Annotated in this window: 15 protein-coding genes and 1 pseudogene; 8 read left to right on the top strand and 8 right to left on the bottom strand. The window is 33.4% G+C overall.

Translation table 11 applies throughout. The features are described from left to right. Positions 1–218: 218 nt before the first annotated feature. Both ABDW27_RS15310 and ABDW27_RS15305 read left to right on the top strand, forming a co-directional pair. Complete coding sequence (locus tag ABDW27_RS15310) at positions 219–3,500, top strand: DUF2723 domain-containing protein (protein WP_343696690.1); 3,282 nt, start codon at positions 219–221, stop codon at positions 3,498–3,500. A gap of 92 nt (positions 3,501–3,592) precedes the next feature. Further along, positions 3,593–4,231 carry a polysaccharide deacetylase family protein gene (locus ABDW27_RS15305; protein WP_343696689.1) on the top strand — a complete coding sequence of 213 codons (639 nt, stop codon included), beginning with the start codon at positions 3,593–3,595 and terminating at the stop codon, positions 4,229–4,231. Between the two features lie 32 nt (positions 4,232–4,263). On the opposite strand, the gene ABDW27_RS15300 is transcribed toward ABDW27_RS15305, so the two are convergent. The 7 genes from ABDW27_RS15300 to ABDW27_RS15270 all read right to left on the bottom strand — a co-directional run bounded on the left by ABDW27_RS15300 (position 4,264) and on the right by ABDW27_RS15270 (position 8,968). Further along, complete coding sequence (locus ABDW27_RS15300) at positions 4,264–4,566, bottom strand: thioredoxin family protein (protein ID WP_053474396.1); 303 nt, start codon at positions 4,564–4,566, stop codon at positions 4,264–4,266. Between the two features lie 71 nt (positions 4,567–4,637). Beyond that, positions 4,638–5,873 carry a metallophosphoesterase gene (locus ABDW27_RS15295; RefSeq protein ID WP_343696688.1) on the bottom strand — a complete coding sequence of 412 codons (1,236 nt, stop codon included), beginning with the start codon at positions 5,871–5,873 and terminating at the stop codon, positions 4,638–4,640. 168 nt (positions 5,874–6,041) lie between these two features. Continuing rightward, a complete protein-coding gene (locus ABDW27_RS15290; RefSeq protein ID WP_343696687.1) occupies positions 6,042–6,224 on the bottom strand; it encodes a hypothetical protein in 183 nt (60 codons plus the stop codon). 102 nt (positions 6,225–6,326) lie between these two features. After that, entirely contained in the window at positions 6,327–7,664 is a 1,338-nt protein-coding gene (locus ABDW27_RS15285) for a HAMP domain-containing sensor histidine kinase (protein WP_343696686.1), read from the bottom strand. 10 nt (positions 7,665–7,674) lie between these two features. Continuing rightward, entirely contained in the window at positions 7,675–8,349 is a 675-nt protein-coding gene (locus tag ABDW27_RS15280) for a response regulator transcription factor (protein ID WP_343696685.1), read from the bottom strand. 187 nt (positions 8,350–8,536) lie between these two features. Further along, complete coding sequence (locus ABDW27_RS15275; protein ID WP_343696684.1) at positions 8,537–8,719, bottom strand: hypothetical protein; 183 nt, start codon at positions 8,717–8,719, stop codon at positions 8,537–8,539. A 39-nt stretch (positions 8,720–8,758) separates the two neighbouring features. After that, positions 8,759–8,968, bottom strand: coding sequence for a hypothetical protein (locus tag ABDW27_RS15270; RefSeq protein WP_343696683.1), 210 nt, complete (start codon positions 8,966–8,968; stop codon positions 8,759–8,761). A 334-nt stretch (positions 8,969–9,302) separates the two neighbouring features. On the opposite strand from ABDW27_RS15270, the pseudogene polA reads away from it, so the two are divergent. Both polA and ABDW27_RS15260 read left to right on the top strand, forming a co-directional pair. Next, positions 9,303–12,151: pseudogene (polA, locus tag ABDW27_RS15265) on the top strand (DNA polymerase I). A 152-nt stretch (positions 12,152–12,303) separates the two neighbouring features. Continuing rightward, positions 12,304–13,311, top strand: coding sequence for a hypothetical protein (locus tag ABDW27_RS15260; RefSeq protein ID WP_343696682.1), 1,008 nt, complete (start codon positions 12,304–12,306; stop codon positions 13,309–13,311). Positions 13,312–13,348: 37 nt separating this feature from the next. Here ABDW27_RS15260 and ABDW27_RS15255 read toward each other — a convergent pair whose 3' ends face one another. Beyond that, a complete protein-coding gene (locus ABDW27_RS15255; RefSeq protein ID WP_343696681.1) occupies positions 13,349–14,374 on the bottom strand; it encodes a LacI family DNA-binding transcriptional regulator in 1,026 nt (341 codons plus the stop codon). Between the two features lie 192 nt (positions 14,375–14,566). Between ABDW27_RS15255 and ABDW27_RS15250 the strand changes: the two genes are divergently transcribed. The 4 genes from ABDW27_RS15250 to rpsI all read left to right on the top strand — a co-directional run bounded on the left by ABDW27_RS15250 (position 14,567) and on the right by rpsI (position 17,189). Next, positions 14,567–15,313 carry a ferritin-like domain-containing protein gene (locus ABDW27_RS15250; RefSeq protein WP_343696680.1) on the top strand — a complete coding sequence of 249 codons (747 nt, stop codon included), beginning with the start codon at positions 14,567–14,569 and terminating at the stop codon, positions 15,311–15,313. Positions 15,314–15,339: 26 nt separating this feature from the next. After that, positions 15,340–16,152, top strand: coding sequence for a ferritin-like domain-containing protein (locus ABDW27_RS15245; RefSeq protein WP_343696679.1), 813 nt, complete (start codon positions 15,340–15,342; stop codon positions 16,150–16,152). Positions 16,153–16,347: 195 nt separating this feature from the next. Then, positions 16,348–16,803, top strand: coding sequence for a 50S ribosomal protein L13 (rplM, locus tag ABDW27_RS15240; RefSeq protein WP_343696678.1), 456 nt, complete (start codon positions 16,348–16,350; stop codon positions 16,801–16,803). Further along, positions 16,803–17,189: a 30S ribosomal protein S9 gene (rpsI, locus tag ABDW27_RS15235; protein WP_012023687.1), complete on the top strand. Its 387-nt coding sequence runs from the start codon at positions 16,803–16,805 to the stop codon at positions 17,187–17,189. Before rplM ends, rpsI begins: the two co-directional genes overlap by 1 nt. Positions 17,190–17,325: the final 136 nt, after the last annotated feature.

Genomic DNA, 17,325 nt, shown 5'->3' with positions numbered 1-17,325 from the left:
AAGCCTTTATTTAGTTTTTACAAACTTTTTAAACAAAAAAATCATTTTTTTAAGCTTTTTTTATTTCACTCCCAATTCTCATTTTCAAAAACTCCTTATACACAACACATTACTCTTTATGTACAGTTTTATAGAATTTTTTGTTAATGCTCGTTTCTTTACATAAAAAAACATTTTCTTTGTAGAATAGAAAAACATACAAAATTTAACACCTAAATATGGCACAATTCAATTTCAATAAATGGAATACAATTATTGGTTGGTTTGCATTTGCAATCGCTTTAATTACCTATACATTAACAGTCGAACCTACAATGAGCTTTTGGGATTGTGGCGAGTACATTGCTACAGCAGCTAAATTAGAAGTAGGCCACCCGCCGGGAGCTCCTCTTTTCCAAATGATGGGTGCGTTTTTTGCCATGTTTGCTATCGATGCACAGCATGTTGCTTTAATGGTAAATATGATGTCTGTTTTTTCTAGCGCATTTACAATTTTATTTATGTTTTGGTCTTCTTCTATGATTTTAAAGAAAATCGTAGCCCGCTTTGCAGAAATTGACCAAAACAATTCAATTGTTATTTTAGGAAGTTCTTTTGTTGGAGCACTAGCCTATACTTTCTCAGACAGTTTCTGGTTTAATGCTGTCGAAGCAGAAGTGTATGCGATGGCTTCTCTTTTAATTGCATTATTATTTTGGCTGGGATTACGCTGGGAGCAGGATATGGACAAACCAAAAGGAAACAAATGGCTGCTGATTATCTCATTAGTTGTTGGGCTTTCGTTTGGGGTTCACTTCATGGCTTTGTTAACTATACCTTCTATTGGTTTTCTATATTACTTTAAACATTACGAAAAAGTAACTCTTAAAAATTTCATTATTGCCAATGTTGTAGTAATAGGGATTTTATTATTTATTTTCAAGTTACTTTTGCCTTTAACAATGGCTTTCTTTGGTAAAACCGAAATATTCATGGTAAACAGCATGGGATTACCTTTTAATTCGGGAACTATTTTCGTGATTTTACTTTTAATCGCTTTCTTCTATTTCGGATTAAAATTTACAAAACAAAAAGGGTTAATTTTTTATAACACAATCATTCTTTGCATTTTATTTATTTTAATTGGATTTTCAACCTGGTTAATGTTACCAGTACGTGCAAATGCCAACACGGTAATCAACGAAAACAAACCATCTGATGCTGCCGAAGTTTTAGCGTATTACAATCGTGAGCAATACGGTGTAAACCCATTGTTTTACGGACCTCAGTATACCGAAGTTTTTGCTGGTTTAGATGCTAATACTCCCTATTTAGACAAAAAACCTAACTACGAAAGAGATTATAAAACTGGTAAATACATCATTACCAATAATTATAAAAACGCAGAACAAAATACGGATGACAATCAAAAAACGATTCTGCCAAGAATGTGGAGTACCGAAACCGGACACATTCAAAACTATATCAGTTTTACAAATCCGCCAAAATTCCGAATCAATCCAAACTATAATTATGAAGATGATTTAGGAAAATACGGAATTGACCCTAGCCAATTAACAGAAGAAGAATACAATAAAGCCATAGGTCAGCTTCGTAATGAAGTTGAAAAAACGGTTTCTGAATTCAGAAATGCTTATGCTCAAAAACAAATTGACAACGAAGGCTACGTTAAATTCTTAAAAAGTTATGGTGATTATTTAATTATCGAAAAACCAACTACAGCAGACAACTTCAGTTTTATGTTTGAGTACCAATTTGGGTACATGTACTGGAGATATTTGATGTGGAATTTCGTTGGACGTCAAAGTGATGTTCAGGGTAAATATGACAACTTAGACGGCAACTGGATCAGTGGTATTAAGGCTCTTGATTCTATGCATTTAGGTTCTCAGGATAATTTACCTTCTGATGTTTTAAACAACAAAGGAAGAAATGTTTATTATTTCCTTCCATTCATTTTAGGTTTAATTGGTTTGATGTATCACGCCAATAAAGATCTTAAAAGCTTTTATGTTCTTTTAGCTTTATTCCTTTTTACCGGAATTGCTTTAAAAATCTATTTGAACGAAAGACCTTTTGAGCCTCGTGAGAGAGATTATGCACTTGTTGGATCATTCTATGTATTTGCCATCTGGATAGGTTTTGGGGTTTATTCTTTATATGAAACTATCAAGAATTATATAGCACCAAAAATTGCCGGACCCGTTATTATTGCAGCAAGCTTATTAGCTGCGCCGGTTTTAATGGCTTCTCAAAACTGGGATGATCATGACAGATCAAACAGATATACTGCGGTTGCAATGGCAAAAGCATATTTAAGTTCTTGCGATAAAGACGCTATTTTATTTACTATTGGAGATAATGACACATTCCCGCTTTGGTACGCTCAGGAAATTGAGCATTACAGAACCGACGTTAAAATCGTAAATACAAGCTTATTTATGACAGATTGGTATATTGACCAAATGAAAGCTAAAGCATATGAGTCTAATCCTTTACCAATATCTTTCACACACGATCAATATGTTGGGGATAATTTAGATTATGTTGCTCATATTCCTAAAATAGAGACTCGCTGGAACATCAAAGATTTCCTTGATTTCATTAAAAATCCAAAATCAACGGTAGGTTTGCAAAATGGACAGACGATTCATTTTTATCCAACTGATAAAATTAGATTGACGGTTGATAAAAACACCATCATTAAAAACAAAGTTGTAAATCCTAAATACAATGATTCAATTGTTCCGTACATGGATATTGATATTAAAGGAAATGCGCTTTACAAAAACAGGCTGATGATGCTTGACATTTTAGCAAACAACAACTGGAAACGTCCTATTTATTTTAGCGGAGGTGCTTTTGACGATGAAGATTACTTATGGCTGAAAGATTACCTGCAGTTAGATGGTATGGTTTATAAATTAGTTCCTATTAGAAATGTGCCTTCTAAAGACGGCGGACCTATGGATATGGGACAAATTGATGCTGATAAAATGTATGATATCGTTATGAAATGGGATTGGGGTAACAGCGAAAGTGAAAAAATTTATCACGATCCTGAAACCAGAAGAAATAGTATTACATATCGTACCAACTTATCTCGTTTAATGAACGAACTTATTGCCGAAGGTAAAATTGATAAAGCTAAAAACGTAATCAATTTAGCCATGACAAAAATGCCTTTGGATAAATTTGGTTATTATTCTTTAGTTGAGCCTTTTGCTGATGGATATTACAAAGTTGAAGAAACTGCCAAAGCACATGATTTATTAGACAAACTGGTTAATAAATACAGAGAAAATCTGGATTACTACAAAACATTAAGTTCTTCTGATCAAACAGATCTGGCAATGGATATTATTACGGATATTGAACGCTACAGAAGCTTATTGCATGTAATGAAAGGAAATAAAGACAAAGCTTTTTATGACAACCACAAAAAAGTATTCAATACGTATGTAAATATTTTTGAACGTTTTGGACGTGAAAAAGAATAATATACGAAAAATATATTGATTAAAAAAATGCAGTGCTTCTTGATAAAAAGCGCTGCATTTTTTATTTTTACTTGTATAAAATAAACTTAGAAATGAGCTTCTATTGGGTAAAAACTAATTCATTTATTAAAAAGGTATTTTCAAAATATTGCTGGGATATTCCAAACAATGAAAAGAAAATATACTTAACCTTTGATGACGGCCCTACTCCAGAAATAACCGACTGGGTTTTATCTGAATTAAAGAAGTTTGACGCAAAAGCTACCTTTTTCTGTATTGGAAAAAACATTAAAGCCAATTTGGCTTTATTCGAAAAATTAATCAAAGATGGTCACTCTATTGGAAACCATACAATGAATCATGTAAATGGATGGAAAATCCATACTGATGATTATATCGAAAATGTAAACAACTGCGCTAAGGTTTTAGAAGAAGAAATAAAACCTAATAATCTAATCTTTCGTCCGCCTTACGGAAAAATTAAAAAAGCACAATCTAAAATCCTTCGCAAGCTTGGCTACAAAATAATAATGTGGGATGTGTTAAGTGCAGATTTTGATCAAAGTATAACACCTCAAAAATGTCTTGAAAATGTTACGAAAAATGTAAAATCAGGAAGCGTAATTGTATTTCATGACAGCATAAAAGCATCGCCAAATTTAAAATTTGCCCTGCCTAAAACACTACATTTTTTAAAAGAGAATGGATATAAATTTGATATTATTCATTAAGAATTTTTAAATAATATCTTTTCGGAAGTTTTTTATACGTCGAATTGATCCTGCACAATTCCGATAAGTGTATTTGCATCAAGTTCTCCAGATTGTCTCCAGATCATTTGTCCTTCCTTGTATATCATTAAAGTCGGAAGTCCTTTAATTCTTAATGCTTCAGCCAGTTCCTGATTTTTATCAACATCAATTTTAATCACCTTCGCTTTGTCTCCAAGCGCAGCCGCAACATCCTTAATTACCGGATGCATCAATACTGATGATTCGTTCCAGTCTGTGTAAAAATCAATTAACACCGGAACCTGAGCATTTATTAGTTCTCCAAATTTTGACATAAAACCAAAAATTTAATTCTTTTAATCTATTAAAAAGAGATAATTAATACAAATGTAGCATTTTTAACGAATTAAGCCACATTATTGCCCTTTTTTAGTTCAATAACCGTTATTTCAGGCATAATACCAACTCTTCCCGGATAAGCATGAAAACCAAATCCTCTGTTAACATATACATATTTTCCGGCCTCTTCATAAAGCCCTGCCCATTGTTTATAAATGTATTGCGCCAGACTCCATTTAAAATACCCCGGAATTTCAATTCCGAACTGCATTCCGTGTGTATGGCCGGCTAACGTAAGATGAAAGTTTTTAGGATGGCCTTTAATTTGAGCATCCCAATGACTTGGATCATGACTCATCAAAACCTTAAAATCCTCCTTTTGAAGATTCTCTGATGCTTTATTCAAATCACCCACTTTTTTAAAATTTACACCCCAGTTTTCAACTCCAACCAAAGCAATTTTATCAGCTCCTTTTTGAATATATCGGTTTTCATTTAATAAAAGGTCAAAACCTATTTTACCGTAAAGTCCTTTAATTTCAGAAAAGTTTTCCTCTTTTTCTTTTTCAGAAGGCCAGGTTACATATTCTCCATAATCATGATTCCCTAAAACAGCAAATTTTCCGTATCTGTAATTTTTTATTCTTTTGAAAGTTTCCAGCCACGGGTGCATTTCCTTTGCATGAGTATTTACGATATCTCCCGTAAACAGAATCATGTCGGTTTCCTGCTGATTAATTAAATCAATGGCGTAATTAATTTTATCGGGATTATCAAAACTTCCGCTGTGAACATCTGAAATCTGAGTTATTTTAAATCCGTCAAATTCATCAGGAAGATCTGGAAAAAATATGGTTTGCTTAAATACTTTGAAATTATATTTACCTTCGAAAATTCCGTAAATAAGCGATAAAAAAGGTACGGCTGCAAGCCCTAAAGCCAGCTGACTGACAAACTTTCGCCTGTTTGGCATCATTTCCTGACGCGGTGTATTGTACATGAAATAATTCAGGATACTGGCACCAATTCTAAAAATATCTTCACCAAACATTACCAATGTAAGCACAATTTTTGGCACATAAACCAAAAGCATTAATCCCATTGTAAACATGGTTTGCTTGGTCTGCCCAACAGACCGGTCAAATTGTGTAAAAGAATAAATGATAAAAATTAAAAGCAGTACACTTATAACTTGGTAAGCTATCAAAACCCATCTTAATTTGATTAAAGTTCGAAAAGCCTGATAGGAATAGAACTCAATAAATAAAAAAAGAGCACAAAGAATTACAAAACGAAGGATCATTATTTACAATTTTAAGCAAAGTAACAAAGAATGAAAATTTTATCGCTTTTTATTATCAAAAATTTAACTCAAATAATAGCAAAAGCTGATAGATTTCTCTACCAGCTTTTGCAGCCAAATTATTTAAAACCTTTATTCTACAACAAAGTCTATTAACCCAACGCTGTATTATTTTTGAGCTTTTGCCGATTCTGGCTTAGCTTCTGCTTTTTTAGTTTTTTTGTCTGCTTTTTTTTCTTTTTTAACCGCTTTTGCTTCTTTTGTCTGAGTTTCTTTAGCTGGAGTTGTTTGAGCATTTACCATTGCTGTAGTTCCTAAAACTGCTACTGCTAATAAAATTAATTTTTTCATGACTCTAAATTTTATGGTTTGTATTTCATTATTTATACCTCAAAGATAGAATCACTAAATGAAGACAAAATGAAGATTGAACCAATCTGAAAAAATTAACTTTTAATTGTGTTTTGGCTGCTCAGGAAATACCAAAACAAAAGTAGTTCCTTCGTTTATAAGAGAATTAACTTGGATTTCTATATGATGAAAAGCCGCAATACTCTTAGCAATAGCAAGACCCAAGCCCTGTCCTTCCTGATCTGAGGTTACTCTGGCAAATCGATTAAAAATATTTTCGATTTGAGATTCACTTAAACCAATACCAAAATCTTGTATGGAAATTGTGTACCGATTGTCTGAAAATGAATCTGAAACTATAATTTTTCCATCTGGCTTATTATACTTTATTGCGTTGGTAACCAGATTATAAATCAAAATATGTATTAAAGTTTTATTTCCTCTAAAGACAAACTCTTCATTCATTTTATTAACAAACTCAATTCCTTTATCATCTATACGATCCTGCAAATCTTCCTGCAGATCGTTTATAATTTCCTGAAAATTAATACTTTCATTTGCTTCATATTGATTGTTTTCGATTCTGGAAATCAGCAGTAAATTATTGATAATTTTTTTGAGCATATCCAGCGTTTTGAGCGAGCCGGCAATTTTATCTACAGCAGTATCATCCAAAGAATCATTTTGAAGTAAATTCTCCAGTTTGTTTTTCAATAAAGCAATCGGCGTTAAAAGCTCATGTGAAACATTCGAGATAAATTGCTTTTCTTTCTTAAAAAGTTCTGCAATACGATCCATCATTTGGTTTAAAACCAAATCTAATTCTCTAAAATCTCTCGATTTTGCATTTATTGGCGTGTGATCGAAAAGTTCAGGTTCATTAACCCGTCTTATTTTAGTATCAATAATTTTATAAAATGGTTTTAATAAATATTCGATATAAAAAGTATCAGCCAAAAAAGTAACCAAAAGAATAATCACCAAAACAATGATTATAAAAAGTTTTATAATAAAAGTAAGATCTTTTACTTCGCTTAAACTGCTCCCAATTTCCAGCTGATAATCCTGATTTTCATAAGTAAAATGATGCTGCAGAATTCGATATTCGTTTTCTTCACCTTCAATAATTCGGTACTCATTACTAAAGGAAGTTTTCTTTTGATGTGGTTTTACAGCAGCTCTCGAAAGCACCAAAAATTCGCTGTGAAGTGTAGAAAACTGCGAATATGTTTCGGTTGAATCGCCTTCATTTTCAATAAAATCATTAATCTCATTTTGGTTTAAATGATCTATGAATTTCTTTTTCTTCTCAATTAAACCATTATTTATATGTCTGTAAACAACATTCTCGACCAAAATAGGAAGCATCAGCCATATAATCAAAATCACCAACAATCTTGTTAGTGCATTAAATATAGCTAATTGGTGTTTTATTTTCACAAAAATCTATTTATTCATTAATACGATAACCCACATTTCGAACCGTTTCAAACCAATCGATAGAAGTATGTTTGTCTAATTTTTTTCGAAGATTTCGAACGTGTACATCAATAAAATTAGAATCTGAATTGACTTCGAGAATATCGCCCCAAATATGTTCTGTCAATTGCAATCTCGTGATAACTCTGTTTTTATTTAAAACCAGATACTGAAAAATATCAAACTCCTTTTTGGTTAAACTAACCGGAATTTCATTAAAACTTACTTTATAATCCTGAAGCTGAAGCAAAAAACCGTGAATACTTAAATTATTTAATGTAAAACCATGAATACGTCGAATTACGGCAAATAATCTCGCCGCCAGTTCTGTTAAAGCAAAAGGTTTTGTGAGATAATCATCTGCACCCAAATGCAGTCCGTTAATTCTGTCATCCAGTTCGCCACGGGCAGTAAGCACAATTACCGCTATTTTTGATTTTGTTTTTCGAACAGCCTGCAAAACTTCAAAACCATCTCCATCCGGCAATCCAAGATCCAGCAGCATGGCATCGTAATCATTTCCCGAAAACTCTTCGAGAGCATCAGCACAATTATTTGCAATTTTGCATATATAACCCGTATTGCACAAAAAGTCGTAAACCTCTACAGCAAGTTCTTTATTATCTTCAACAATCAAAACATTCATAAATCAAAGCATTTAAGCACAACTAAAATTAAGCAATTATCAAAAATTCCGCTGCGCATTATTAAAAAATTAACGAATAAAAAAAGCTGACAAATTTCTTCATCAGCTTCTTCAATCGCATTCATCATAATCATTATTCCTGTTTTGCCTCCGTTACAATGCTTCGAAAACAAAACAAGAGCAATTCTTATTTTTTCACGTTTGCAGTTTCTTCTTTTGGAGCTTCAGCTTTTGATTTTTTGTTTCCTTTGTGATGATGTTTTGTTGCTTTTACCTCTTTTGCCGGTGCTGTCTGCGCTGGAGTTGTTTGAGCATTTACCATTGCACTTGTTCCTAAAACTGCTACTGCTAATAAAATTAATTTTTTCATGATTTCTAAATTTTAAGATTATTTACCTTTTATTCTAAATTATTTTTTCACTTCTTTTTTTACCTTTGCTGTTTCAGCTTTAGGCGCTTCAGTTTTTACTGATTTTGTTTTTTTATCAACTTTGCTTTTTGGCTGTTTTACTGCTTTTACTTCTTTTGCAGGAGCTGTTTTACCTTCTTTTGCAGGAAATGCATGAACCATTGCACTTGTTCCTAAAACTGCTGTCAATACCATCAATAAATTTCTCATGATTTCTAGATTTTAAAATTAAATACCTTTTATTTTACAGTTCAAAATTACCTTCGTAACATGAAGAGAAAATGAAGAAATCCCTGAATAAAAAAAATTAACTTGATATTAACGCTTTGCAGGTTTTTCTACCATATAAGTTATATAAGTTCATTTAATATATAGGACGGAACTAATCGTTATATATTAAAAATGCGGAAACGCACTGCAGTGCGCCTCTACGTATGCATCTCTACTAAAATGAACTTATATAAGGTATATGGTGGAAAAAAAATCTTATTAGTCTGATTTTTGAGAACCCAATTGTTTATTTTTACAGACTAATATTTTTAATATGTCAACTCAAAAACGCCTTTTTCTTCTAGATGCATACGCACTAATTTTTCGTGGTTATTATGCTTTTATTAAAAACCCGAGAATCAACTCAAAAGGAATGGATACATCTGCAATTATGGGTTTTATGAACTCACTTTTGGATGTTATTAAAAGAGAAAAACCTGATCATTTAGCCGTTGCTTTTGATAAAGAAGGAAGCCACGCTAGAACAGAAATGTTTGCCGAATATAAAGCTAACCGCGACGAAACTCCCGAAGCTATTAAAATTGCTGTTCCTTATATTCAGGAATTATTAAAAGCGATGCATATTCCAATTATTGAACTTGCAGGTTGTGAAGCCGACGATTTAATTGGAACCATTGCCAAACAAGCCGAAAAACAAAACTATAAGGTTTACATGGTAACACCTGATAAGGATTTTGCGCAATTGGTTTCTGAAAATATATTTATGTACAAACCTGCCCGAATGGGTAACGGAATCGAAATTTGGGGAGTTCCGGAGGTTTTGGCAAAGTTTGAAGTCGAAAGACCAGAACAGGTTATCGATTTTCTTGGAATGATGGGTGACGCCGTAGATAATATTCCGGGATTACCGGGAGTTGGCGAAGTAACGGCTAAAAAATTCCTGAAAGAATTTGGTTCAATGGAAAATCTTTTGGCTAATACTGATAAGCTGAAAGGCAAAATGAAAGAAAACATCGAAGCCAATAAAGACAAAGGTATTTTATCTAAAAAACTAGCGGCTATTATGTGTGACTGCGATGTCGTTTTTAATGAAGATGATTACGAACTTTCTCGTCCGGATATTGAAAAAACCGATGCTATTTTTCAGGAATTGGAATTTAGAAGAATGGCAGAACAATTTGATAATTTGTTTAAAGTTGGCGCAGTAAATGAAGCAGGCTCAACTCCGGCTCAGGATGCCAAATTATACAAAAAACCACAGCCCAAAAACGAAGACCAATTTGATCTTTTTGGCGGAGGCGGCACCACTCTTGATGAAAGTGCCGAAGCTGCAAGAAATTCATTTTATAATACTTTAGAAAATACTGAACATTCTTATCAGACCGTTCAGGGTGATTTAGGAATTAAATTGCTTTTACAAAATCTGCAAAAGCAGACCGCTGTTTGTTTTGACACAGAAACAACCGGAATTGACGCTTTGCATGCAGAACTTGTTGGAATGTCTTTCTCTTACGAAAAAGGAAAAGCATTTTACGTTCCGTTCCCGGAAAGTCAGGAAGAAGCAAAAGCTTTAGTAGACAAATTTGTTCCGTTTTTTGAAAACGAAAACATTGAAAAAATAGGACAAAATTTAAAATACGATTTAAAAATACTTTCTAATTATGGCGTTACGGTAAAAGGAAAACTTTTTGATACGATGATTGCACATTATCTCATCAATCCGGATATGCGACACAATATGGATATTTTGGCAGAAACCTATTTGAAATATTCTCCAAAATCAATTGAAACTTTAATTGGAAAAAAGGAAAAAATCAGCTTTCGATGCGCGATGTTCCTTTAGAAGATATTAAAGAATATGCTGCCGAAGATGCTGATGTTACTCTGCAATTAAAAGAAATCTTTACAACCGAATTAGATAAAACTGAAACTAAAAAGCTTTTTGATGAAATCGAAATTCCGTTAGTAAGCGTTTTGGCTGATATGGAAACAGAAGGGATTCGTCTGGATGTTGATTTCTTAAAAGAAATGTCTAAAGAAATGGATGTTGAAATCAAGTCTTTAGAACAAAAAATATACGAAACTGCAGGAGAGAAATTTAATCTTGCTTCTCCTAAACAATTAGGAGACATTTTATTTGATAAACTTAAAATTGGCGGAGCAAAGCAAAAGAAAACCAAAACGGGTCAATATGCAACCGGAGAAGAGGTTTTGACGTATTTAGCAAACGACAATCCAATTGTAAAAGATATTTTAGACTGGCGTCAAATGGTAAAATTACAAAGTACTTATATTTTGGCTTTACCGGAACAGGTCGATAAAAAAACGTTGCGCGTACATACCGATTATATGCAGACGGTTGCCGCAACGGGACGTTTAAGTTCAAATAATCCGAACCTGCAAAACATTCCAATTCGTACAGAAAGAGGCCGTCAGATTCGTAAAGCTTTTGTGGCACGTGATGAAGATTATACTTTAATCTCTGCCGATTACTCTCAAATTGAATTGCGAATTATTGCTGCTTTGAGCGGTGAAGAAAATATGATTAAAGCGTTCCAAGATGGAGAAGACATCCACAGAGCTACTGCTGCAAAAGTATTTAATGTTGCTTTAGACGAAGTTTCCCGCGAACAAAGAAGCAACGCTAAAACCGTAAACTTCGGAATTATCTACGGTGTTTCTGCTTTTGGATTAAGTAATCAGACTTCATTATCAAGAAGCGAAAGTGCCGCATTAATCGACGCTTATTACAAAACATATCCTCGCCTTAAATCTTATATCTCAGAACAAGTAGAATTTGCAAGAGAAAAAGGCTATGTGCAAACTATTTTAGGCCGTCGTCGTTATTTAAAAGATATCAACTCTGCAAATGCTGTAGTGAGAAGTGCTGCTGAACGAAATGCTGTAAATGCACCAATTCAGGGAAGTGCTGCCGATGTAATTAAAATCGCAATGATTAACATTCACAAAAAACTAAGAGACGAAAACTGGAAATCTAAAATGTTGCTTCAGGTACATGATGAGCTTGTGTTCGATGTTCACAAAGATGAACTCGAAAAAATCCAGCCAATGATTAAACATGAAATGGAAAATGCATTTAAAATGTCGGTTCCGTTAGAAGTAGAACTTGGAATGGGTAAAGACTGGTTAGAAGCGCATTAATCGATATTAGATTTCAGATTGTAGATTTTAGATTTTTTGAGCCAATGATAAAAAAGACTTTCATATTTCTTTGCATATTTTATTGTGCTTTTTCGTTTTGTCAAAATCAGACTTACTATTTAGAAGGAACTTTGGCAAAAAGTAAAATCTATATGAAAATTGACGTTTATAAATCAAACGGCGAAACAGATTTAGATGCTGTTTATTTTTATCAAAATTCATTAAAAGACATCAAATTAGAAGGAAAATTCAAAGACGCTAATAATTTCACTTTTTATTTTAAACCCGGAGATGCCGTCAGCGAAAAATTTTATTTAAAAAAGTCAAATAATAATTTCGATGGATTTTGGTATGATGCAAAAGAAAAACAATTGCCAGTTCATTTGGTCCCTGTAAATTTTGCCAATTACAAGTCTAATCTAAAACTTCAATTTGAGGATGATAAACTCAATTTTGTAAAGTTTAAATTTCTAGAATTTAAAAAAATTAAAACAGCAACTTACAACAACAAAGAGTTTGTATGGTATTCTGAAAAGCATTGTGATTCTGATTTTTTTAGACTGGGAAATAATTTTTCAGATCAAAATAAAAACACAGTCAATCCAATTTTAGAAGAAATTCATGTTCAAAAAACATTAATGCAATTAAGCTGTTCCTCAAGTTTCGAATACAGCAATGGGAAAGGTGTAGAAACAACAGCAACTATAAATTTTCTAAATACTAATTTACTGGGCTTTGAAACTTTTGATTCCTGGGATTGTGGAGGTGCACATCCTGATTTTGGAAGCAGCGGTTTTCTAATTGATTTAAATAATGGAAAAGAATATGAAATTGATGATATTCTGGCATTTGACAAAAGTGTGACAAGCGACAAAAAGAATAATTTTGATGCTTTTTCTAAATACAGAAGCGACTATTTTTCTCCAAAATTATTAGAACTTATTACCTCAATAGAACATTTTAAGAAACCCGATACGGAAGACGACTGCGATTATACCGATATTGAAAATTGGGATTTTGTTTCATGGAGTTATACAGAAAAAGGAATAACGTTTACACCTTACTTTCCAAGAGTAAACCGTGCTTGTGAAGAACCTTTTCTGGTTCCGTTTGAGAAATTGAAAAAGTATAAAAATCCAAAATTTCCCTATTCGTTATAAAATAAAAAACCCATCATTACGATGGGTTTTTTATTTATCAAACTTTTCTGGTTGACTCTCTTTCTTTCAGTTTTGTTTTGATTACGATAGTTTCGTAATCAGAAGTTTCTCCTTCTGGTTCTTCAAGCCTTTGGATTAATCTTTTAGCAGCAACTTCACCAATTTCAATTCCGTGTTGACTTACAGTAGTTAAACTTGGAGACAAACGTCTTGAAGCTAAAATTCCGTCTGCAAAACCAATTATCGAAATATCTTCCGGAACTCTGTATCCTTTTTTCAAACTTACTCTTAAAGCTGCTACTGAATCATTTTCATCCAGAGCAAAAATTCCGTCTATTTTATTATCAAAAATAGCATCAATTTTAGCTTTCATATCATCTTCAGAATCGGTACGAAGAATAATCTTTTCGTTTACCGGAATATTATTGTCTTTTAGAGCTTTTAAATATCCGTCTGCTCTTAATTTACCAACACTTAAATTATCTACAGAAGAAATCAAAGCAATGTTTTTACATCCTAAATTAATCAGGTGCTGGGTTGAGTTTAAAGCCGAATCAAAATCATCTACTACAACTTTATCACAATCTACTTCATCAGCAATTCGGTCAAACATTACTATTGGAGTTCCGTCATTTATTATTTCCGAGAAATGATTATAGTCTTGTAATTTTTGAGCCTCCTCCGAAACTGAAAGGATAAACCCATCTATAGTTCCGTTACTCAACATTTCAAGTGTATGAATTTCTTTTTCTAAAGACTCATTAGAAATACACGTAATTACATTGTACCCTTTTTTATCCGCTACTTTTTCGATTCCGCTAAAAACCTTAGCAAAAAAAGAGTTTAATATATTAGGTATAATTACACCAATCGTTTTAGTCTTACGATTCTTTAAATTCAGACCAATAACGTTAGGTTTATAATTTTTGAGTTTGGCATACTCTTTAATTTTCACCTTCGTCTGCTCACTAATTTCCGGGCTGTCATTCAATGCCTTAGACACTGTTGACACAGAAACACCAAGTTCCTTCGCAATTTGTTTTAGAGTTGCTTTAGCTTTCATCTAATAAAAGTTTATGTAATTAATACAAATATAGTAGAATTACCGAAAATAAAACAAAAAACACCTACCACTATTTGAAATTATAGGATCTATTCGAAATAATTCTAAAAAAGAAGAATTTTCTGAAACCGCATCTCTAAAAATTTCGTTAATAATCTTAATACAATGTTATTAACTTAATAAAAGCCTATTATGAAAAACGAAGTTAAAATTCAGGAAGTAAACCCTTCGCTGGATAGCAGAAGGAGCTTTCTTAAGCTCAGTGGATTAACGCTAGTTACAGCAGGTTTGGTTTTAGCTGGCTGCAGCGACAATGATAATGACGATGATATGGACGATACTTCCCTGCCGGGAGTCAGAAACGGTGTTTTTGATTTAGGTTCAGGAGATTTTGGTGTTCTTACTTATGCGTATGCCTTAGAGCAGTTAGAAGCAGATTTTTACACCAAAGTTGTAAATGCCTCAAATTTTAATACAGTCTTTAATGATACTGAACGTCAGGTTTTGACTGACTTATATCATCATGAAGTAATTCACAGGGATTTTTTTAAAGCCGCTTTAACAGGTGCGCTTCCAGATCCAGGTTCACAATTACTTCCCTCTTTAGCCTTTAGTTATGGTTCTTTAAATTTCAACAGCCGTACCGAAGTTTTAGCTACTGCAAAAGCACTTGAAGACACTGGTGTTGCCGCCTATAACGGAGCTGGCCGACTTATAAAAACTGCAGATTACTTATTATTAGCAGGGAAAATTGTTTCTGTAGAAGCCAGACATGCTGCTGCAATTCGAAGTTTGATTAATCCAAATTCTAAAGATTTTGCCGGAGATGACATCGTAAGCACTTCAACTGGATTAGATGCTGCAAAAGATCCTTCAAAAATCCTACCAGTTGCAGCAGGATTTATTACGACAAAATTCACTGCCAAATATTTACCTTAATCTTAACCAGCTAAAAATTAGAAATTATGAATATTTTAAAATTTATAGAAACCTTTACTGATGACAGCTTAATGAAAAGTACTGGTTCAAGAAGAGACAGTTTTACACAGTTTGGAAATATTGGAAAAAATCTGGCACTGGCATCAATCCCTTTTGGATTATCAGCTATAGCAAATAAAGCGCTTGCACAAGACATAACTCCAACTCCGGCGACACCAATTGGAGCTTTGCAGTTTGCATTGACTCTTGAATATCTTGAAAACGAATTTTATGCAATGGCATTAGACTCTGGAGTAATTCCTGCATCAGAAAATGGGGGGCGCGATTTAAAAGTTTTCCAACAAATATCTGCACACGAATCAGATCACGTTTCGTTTTTAATTGCCGGATTGGGTGGTACAATGAGCGCTAACTTTGTTCCAAAACCAACTTTTGATTTTACTGTTGGCGGAGCATTTGATCCATTTAATGATTACCCAACCTTTCTGGCTTTGGCACAAGCTTTTGAAGATACAGGCGTAAGAGCTTATAAAGGTCAGGCTGCCAATTTAATATCTACACCGGATTTACTAACAGCAGCATTACAAATCCACTCAGTTGAAGCCCGACATGCTTCTGAAGTTAGAAGACTACGAGGTTTAAAAGGCTGGATCTCTAATGCTGAAAGAGGTGCCGGAATGCCCGCCGCAACTCAGGCTGTTTATGATGGCGAAGGTGTAACGATGCAGGCAGGATTTAATACTGCAACAGCATTTGGTGCTGCAGCAGGATCAGAAGCTTATGATGAGCCTCTTACGACACAACAAGTAGTCGATATTGCTAATCTATTTATAGTATAACTGAAAAAAAATAAAAATAATAACGCACCTTTGCAGCAAAATGCAGAGGTGCTTTTTTTATGGTTTTAAAAATAAAAACTGACAGCCTGATTTTCAGTATTTAAAATATTCTTTTCAGGTATTTGGTTTTAAAATAATTAATTGTACTTTTGCATCCCCTTTATTGGGGATGGAATGTTTAATTAAAATAATATTATGGACGCATTAAGCTACAAGACAATTTCAGCTAGCAAAGCCACTGTAACTAAAGAGTGGATTGTTGTTGATGCAGAAGGTCATAACTTAGGACGTCTTGCTTCAAAGGTTGCGATGATCTTAAGAGGTAAGTACAAGCCAAGTTACACACCGCACGTTGACTGTGGAGATAACGTAATTGTTATCAACTCAGAAAAAATTAACCTTACAGGTACAAAAATGAATGACAAAATTTACATGCGTCATACAGGTTACCCAGGAGGACAAAGAACTTTAACTGCTAAAGTATTACAAGCTAAAAATCCAGCTGCATTAGTAGAAAAAGCTGTAAAAGGTATGTTACCTAAAAACAAATTAGGTGCTGAACTTTTTAGAAATCTAAATGTTGTTGTAGGATCTGAGCACACTCACGGAGCTCAAAAACCTAGAACTGTTAACCTAAATGATCTTAAGTAATGGGAGTTATTCACAAAATCGGTAGAAGAAAAACCGCTGTTGCACGTGTATACGTTTCTGAAGGAACTGGAAACATCACTGTAAACAAAAAAGAATTCGCAACTTACTTTCCAACTGCAACTTTACAGTACAAAGTTTTACAACCATTGTCTATGACAGAAAACGTAAACAACTTTGATGTAAAAGTAAACGTTTACGGAGGTGGTACAACTGGTCAGGCAGAAGCTGTAAGAATGGCATTAGCACGCGTAATGTGTGAAGTTAACGCTGAAAACAGAGGAATCCTTAAACCAGAAGGTTTATTAACAAGAGACCCAAGAATGGTTGAACGTAAGAAATTCGGTCAGAAGAAAGCTCGTAAGAGATTCCAGTTCTCTAAACGTTAATATTACCTGTCTTGTTCAGATGGGGCAAGACATTATCAATTATTTATTGAAATTAAAAAACACAGTTATTGTTGCTCTCCTATCGAGGTAGGATATAGTTTAGCATCTAAATGTATGAAGCCAGAGAAATCGCCAT

The sequence above is a fragment of the Flavobacterium sp. genome, assembly GCF_039595935.1.
Taxonomy (GTDB): Bacteria; Bacteroidota; Bacteroidia; order Flavobacteriales; family Flavobacteriaceae; genus Flavobacterium.
The sequence above is the reverse complement of the archived record's forward strand: the minus strand, read 5'-3'. Positions and strand labels throughout refer to the sequence as shown.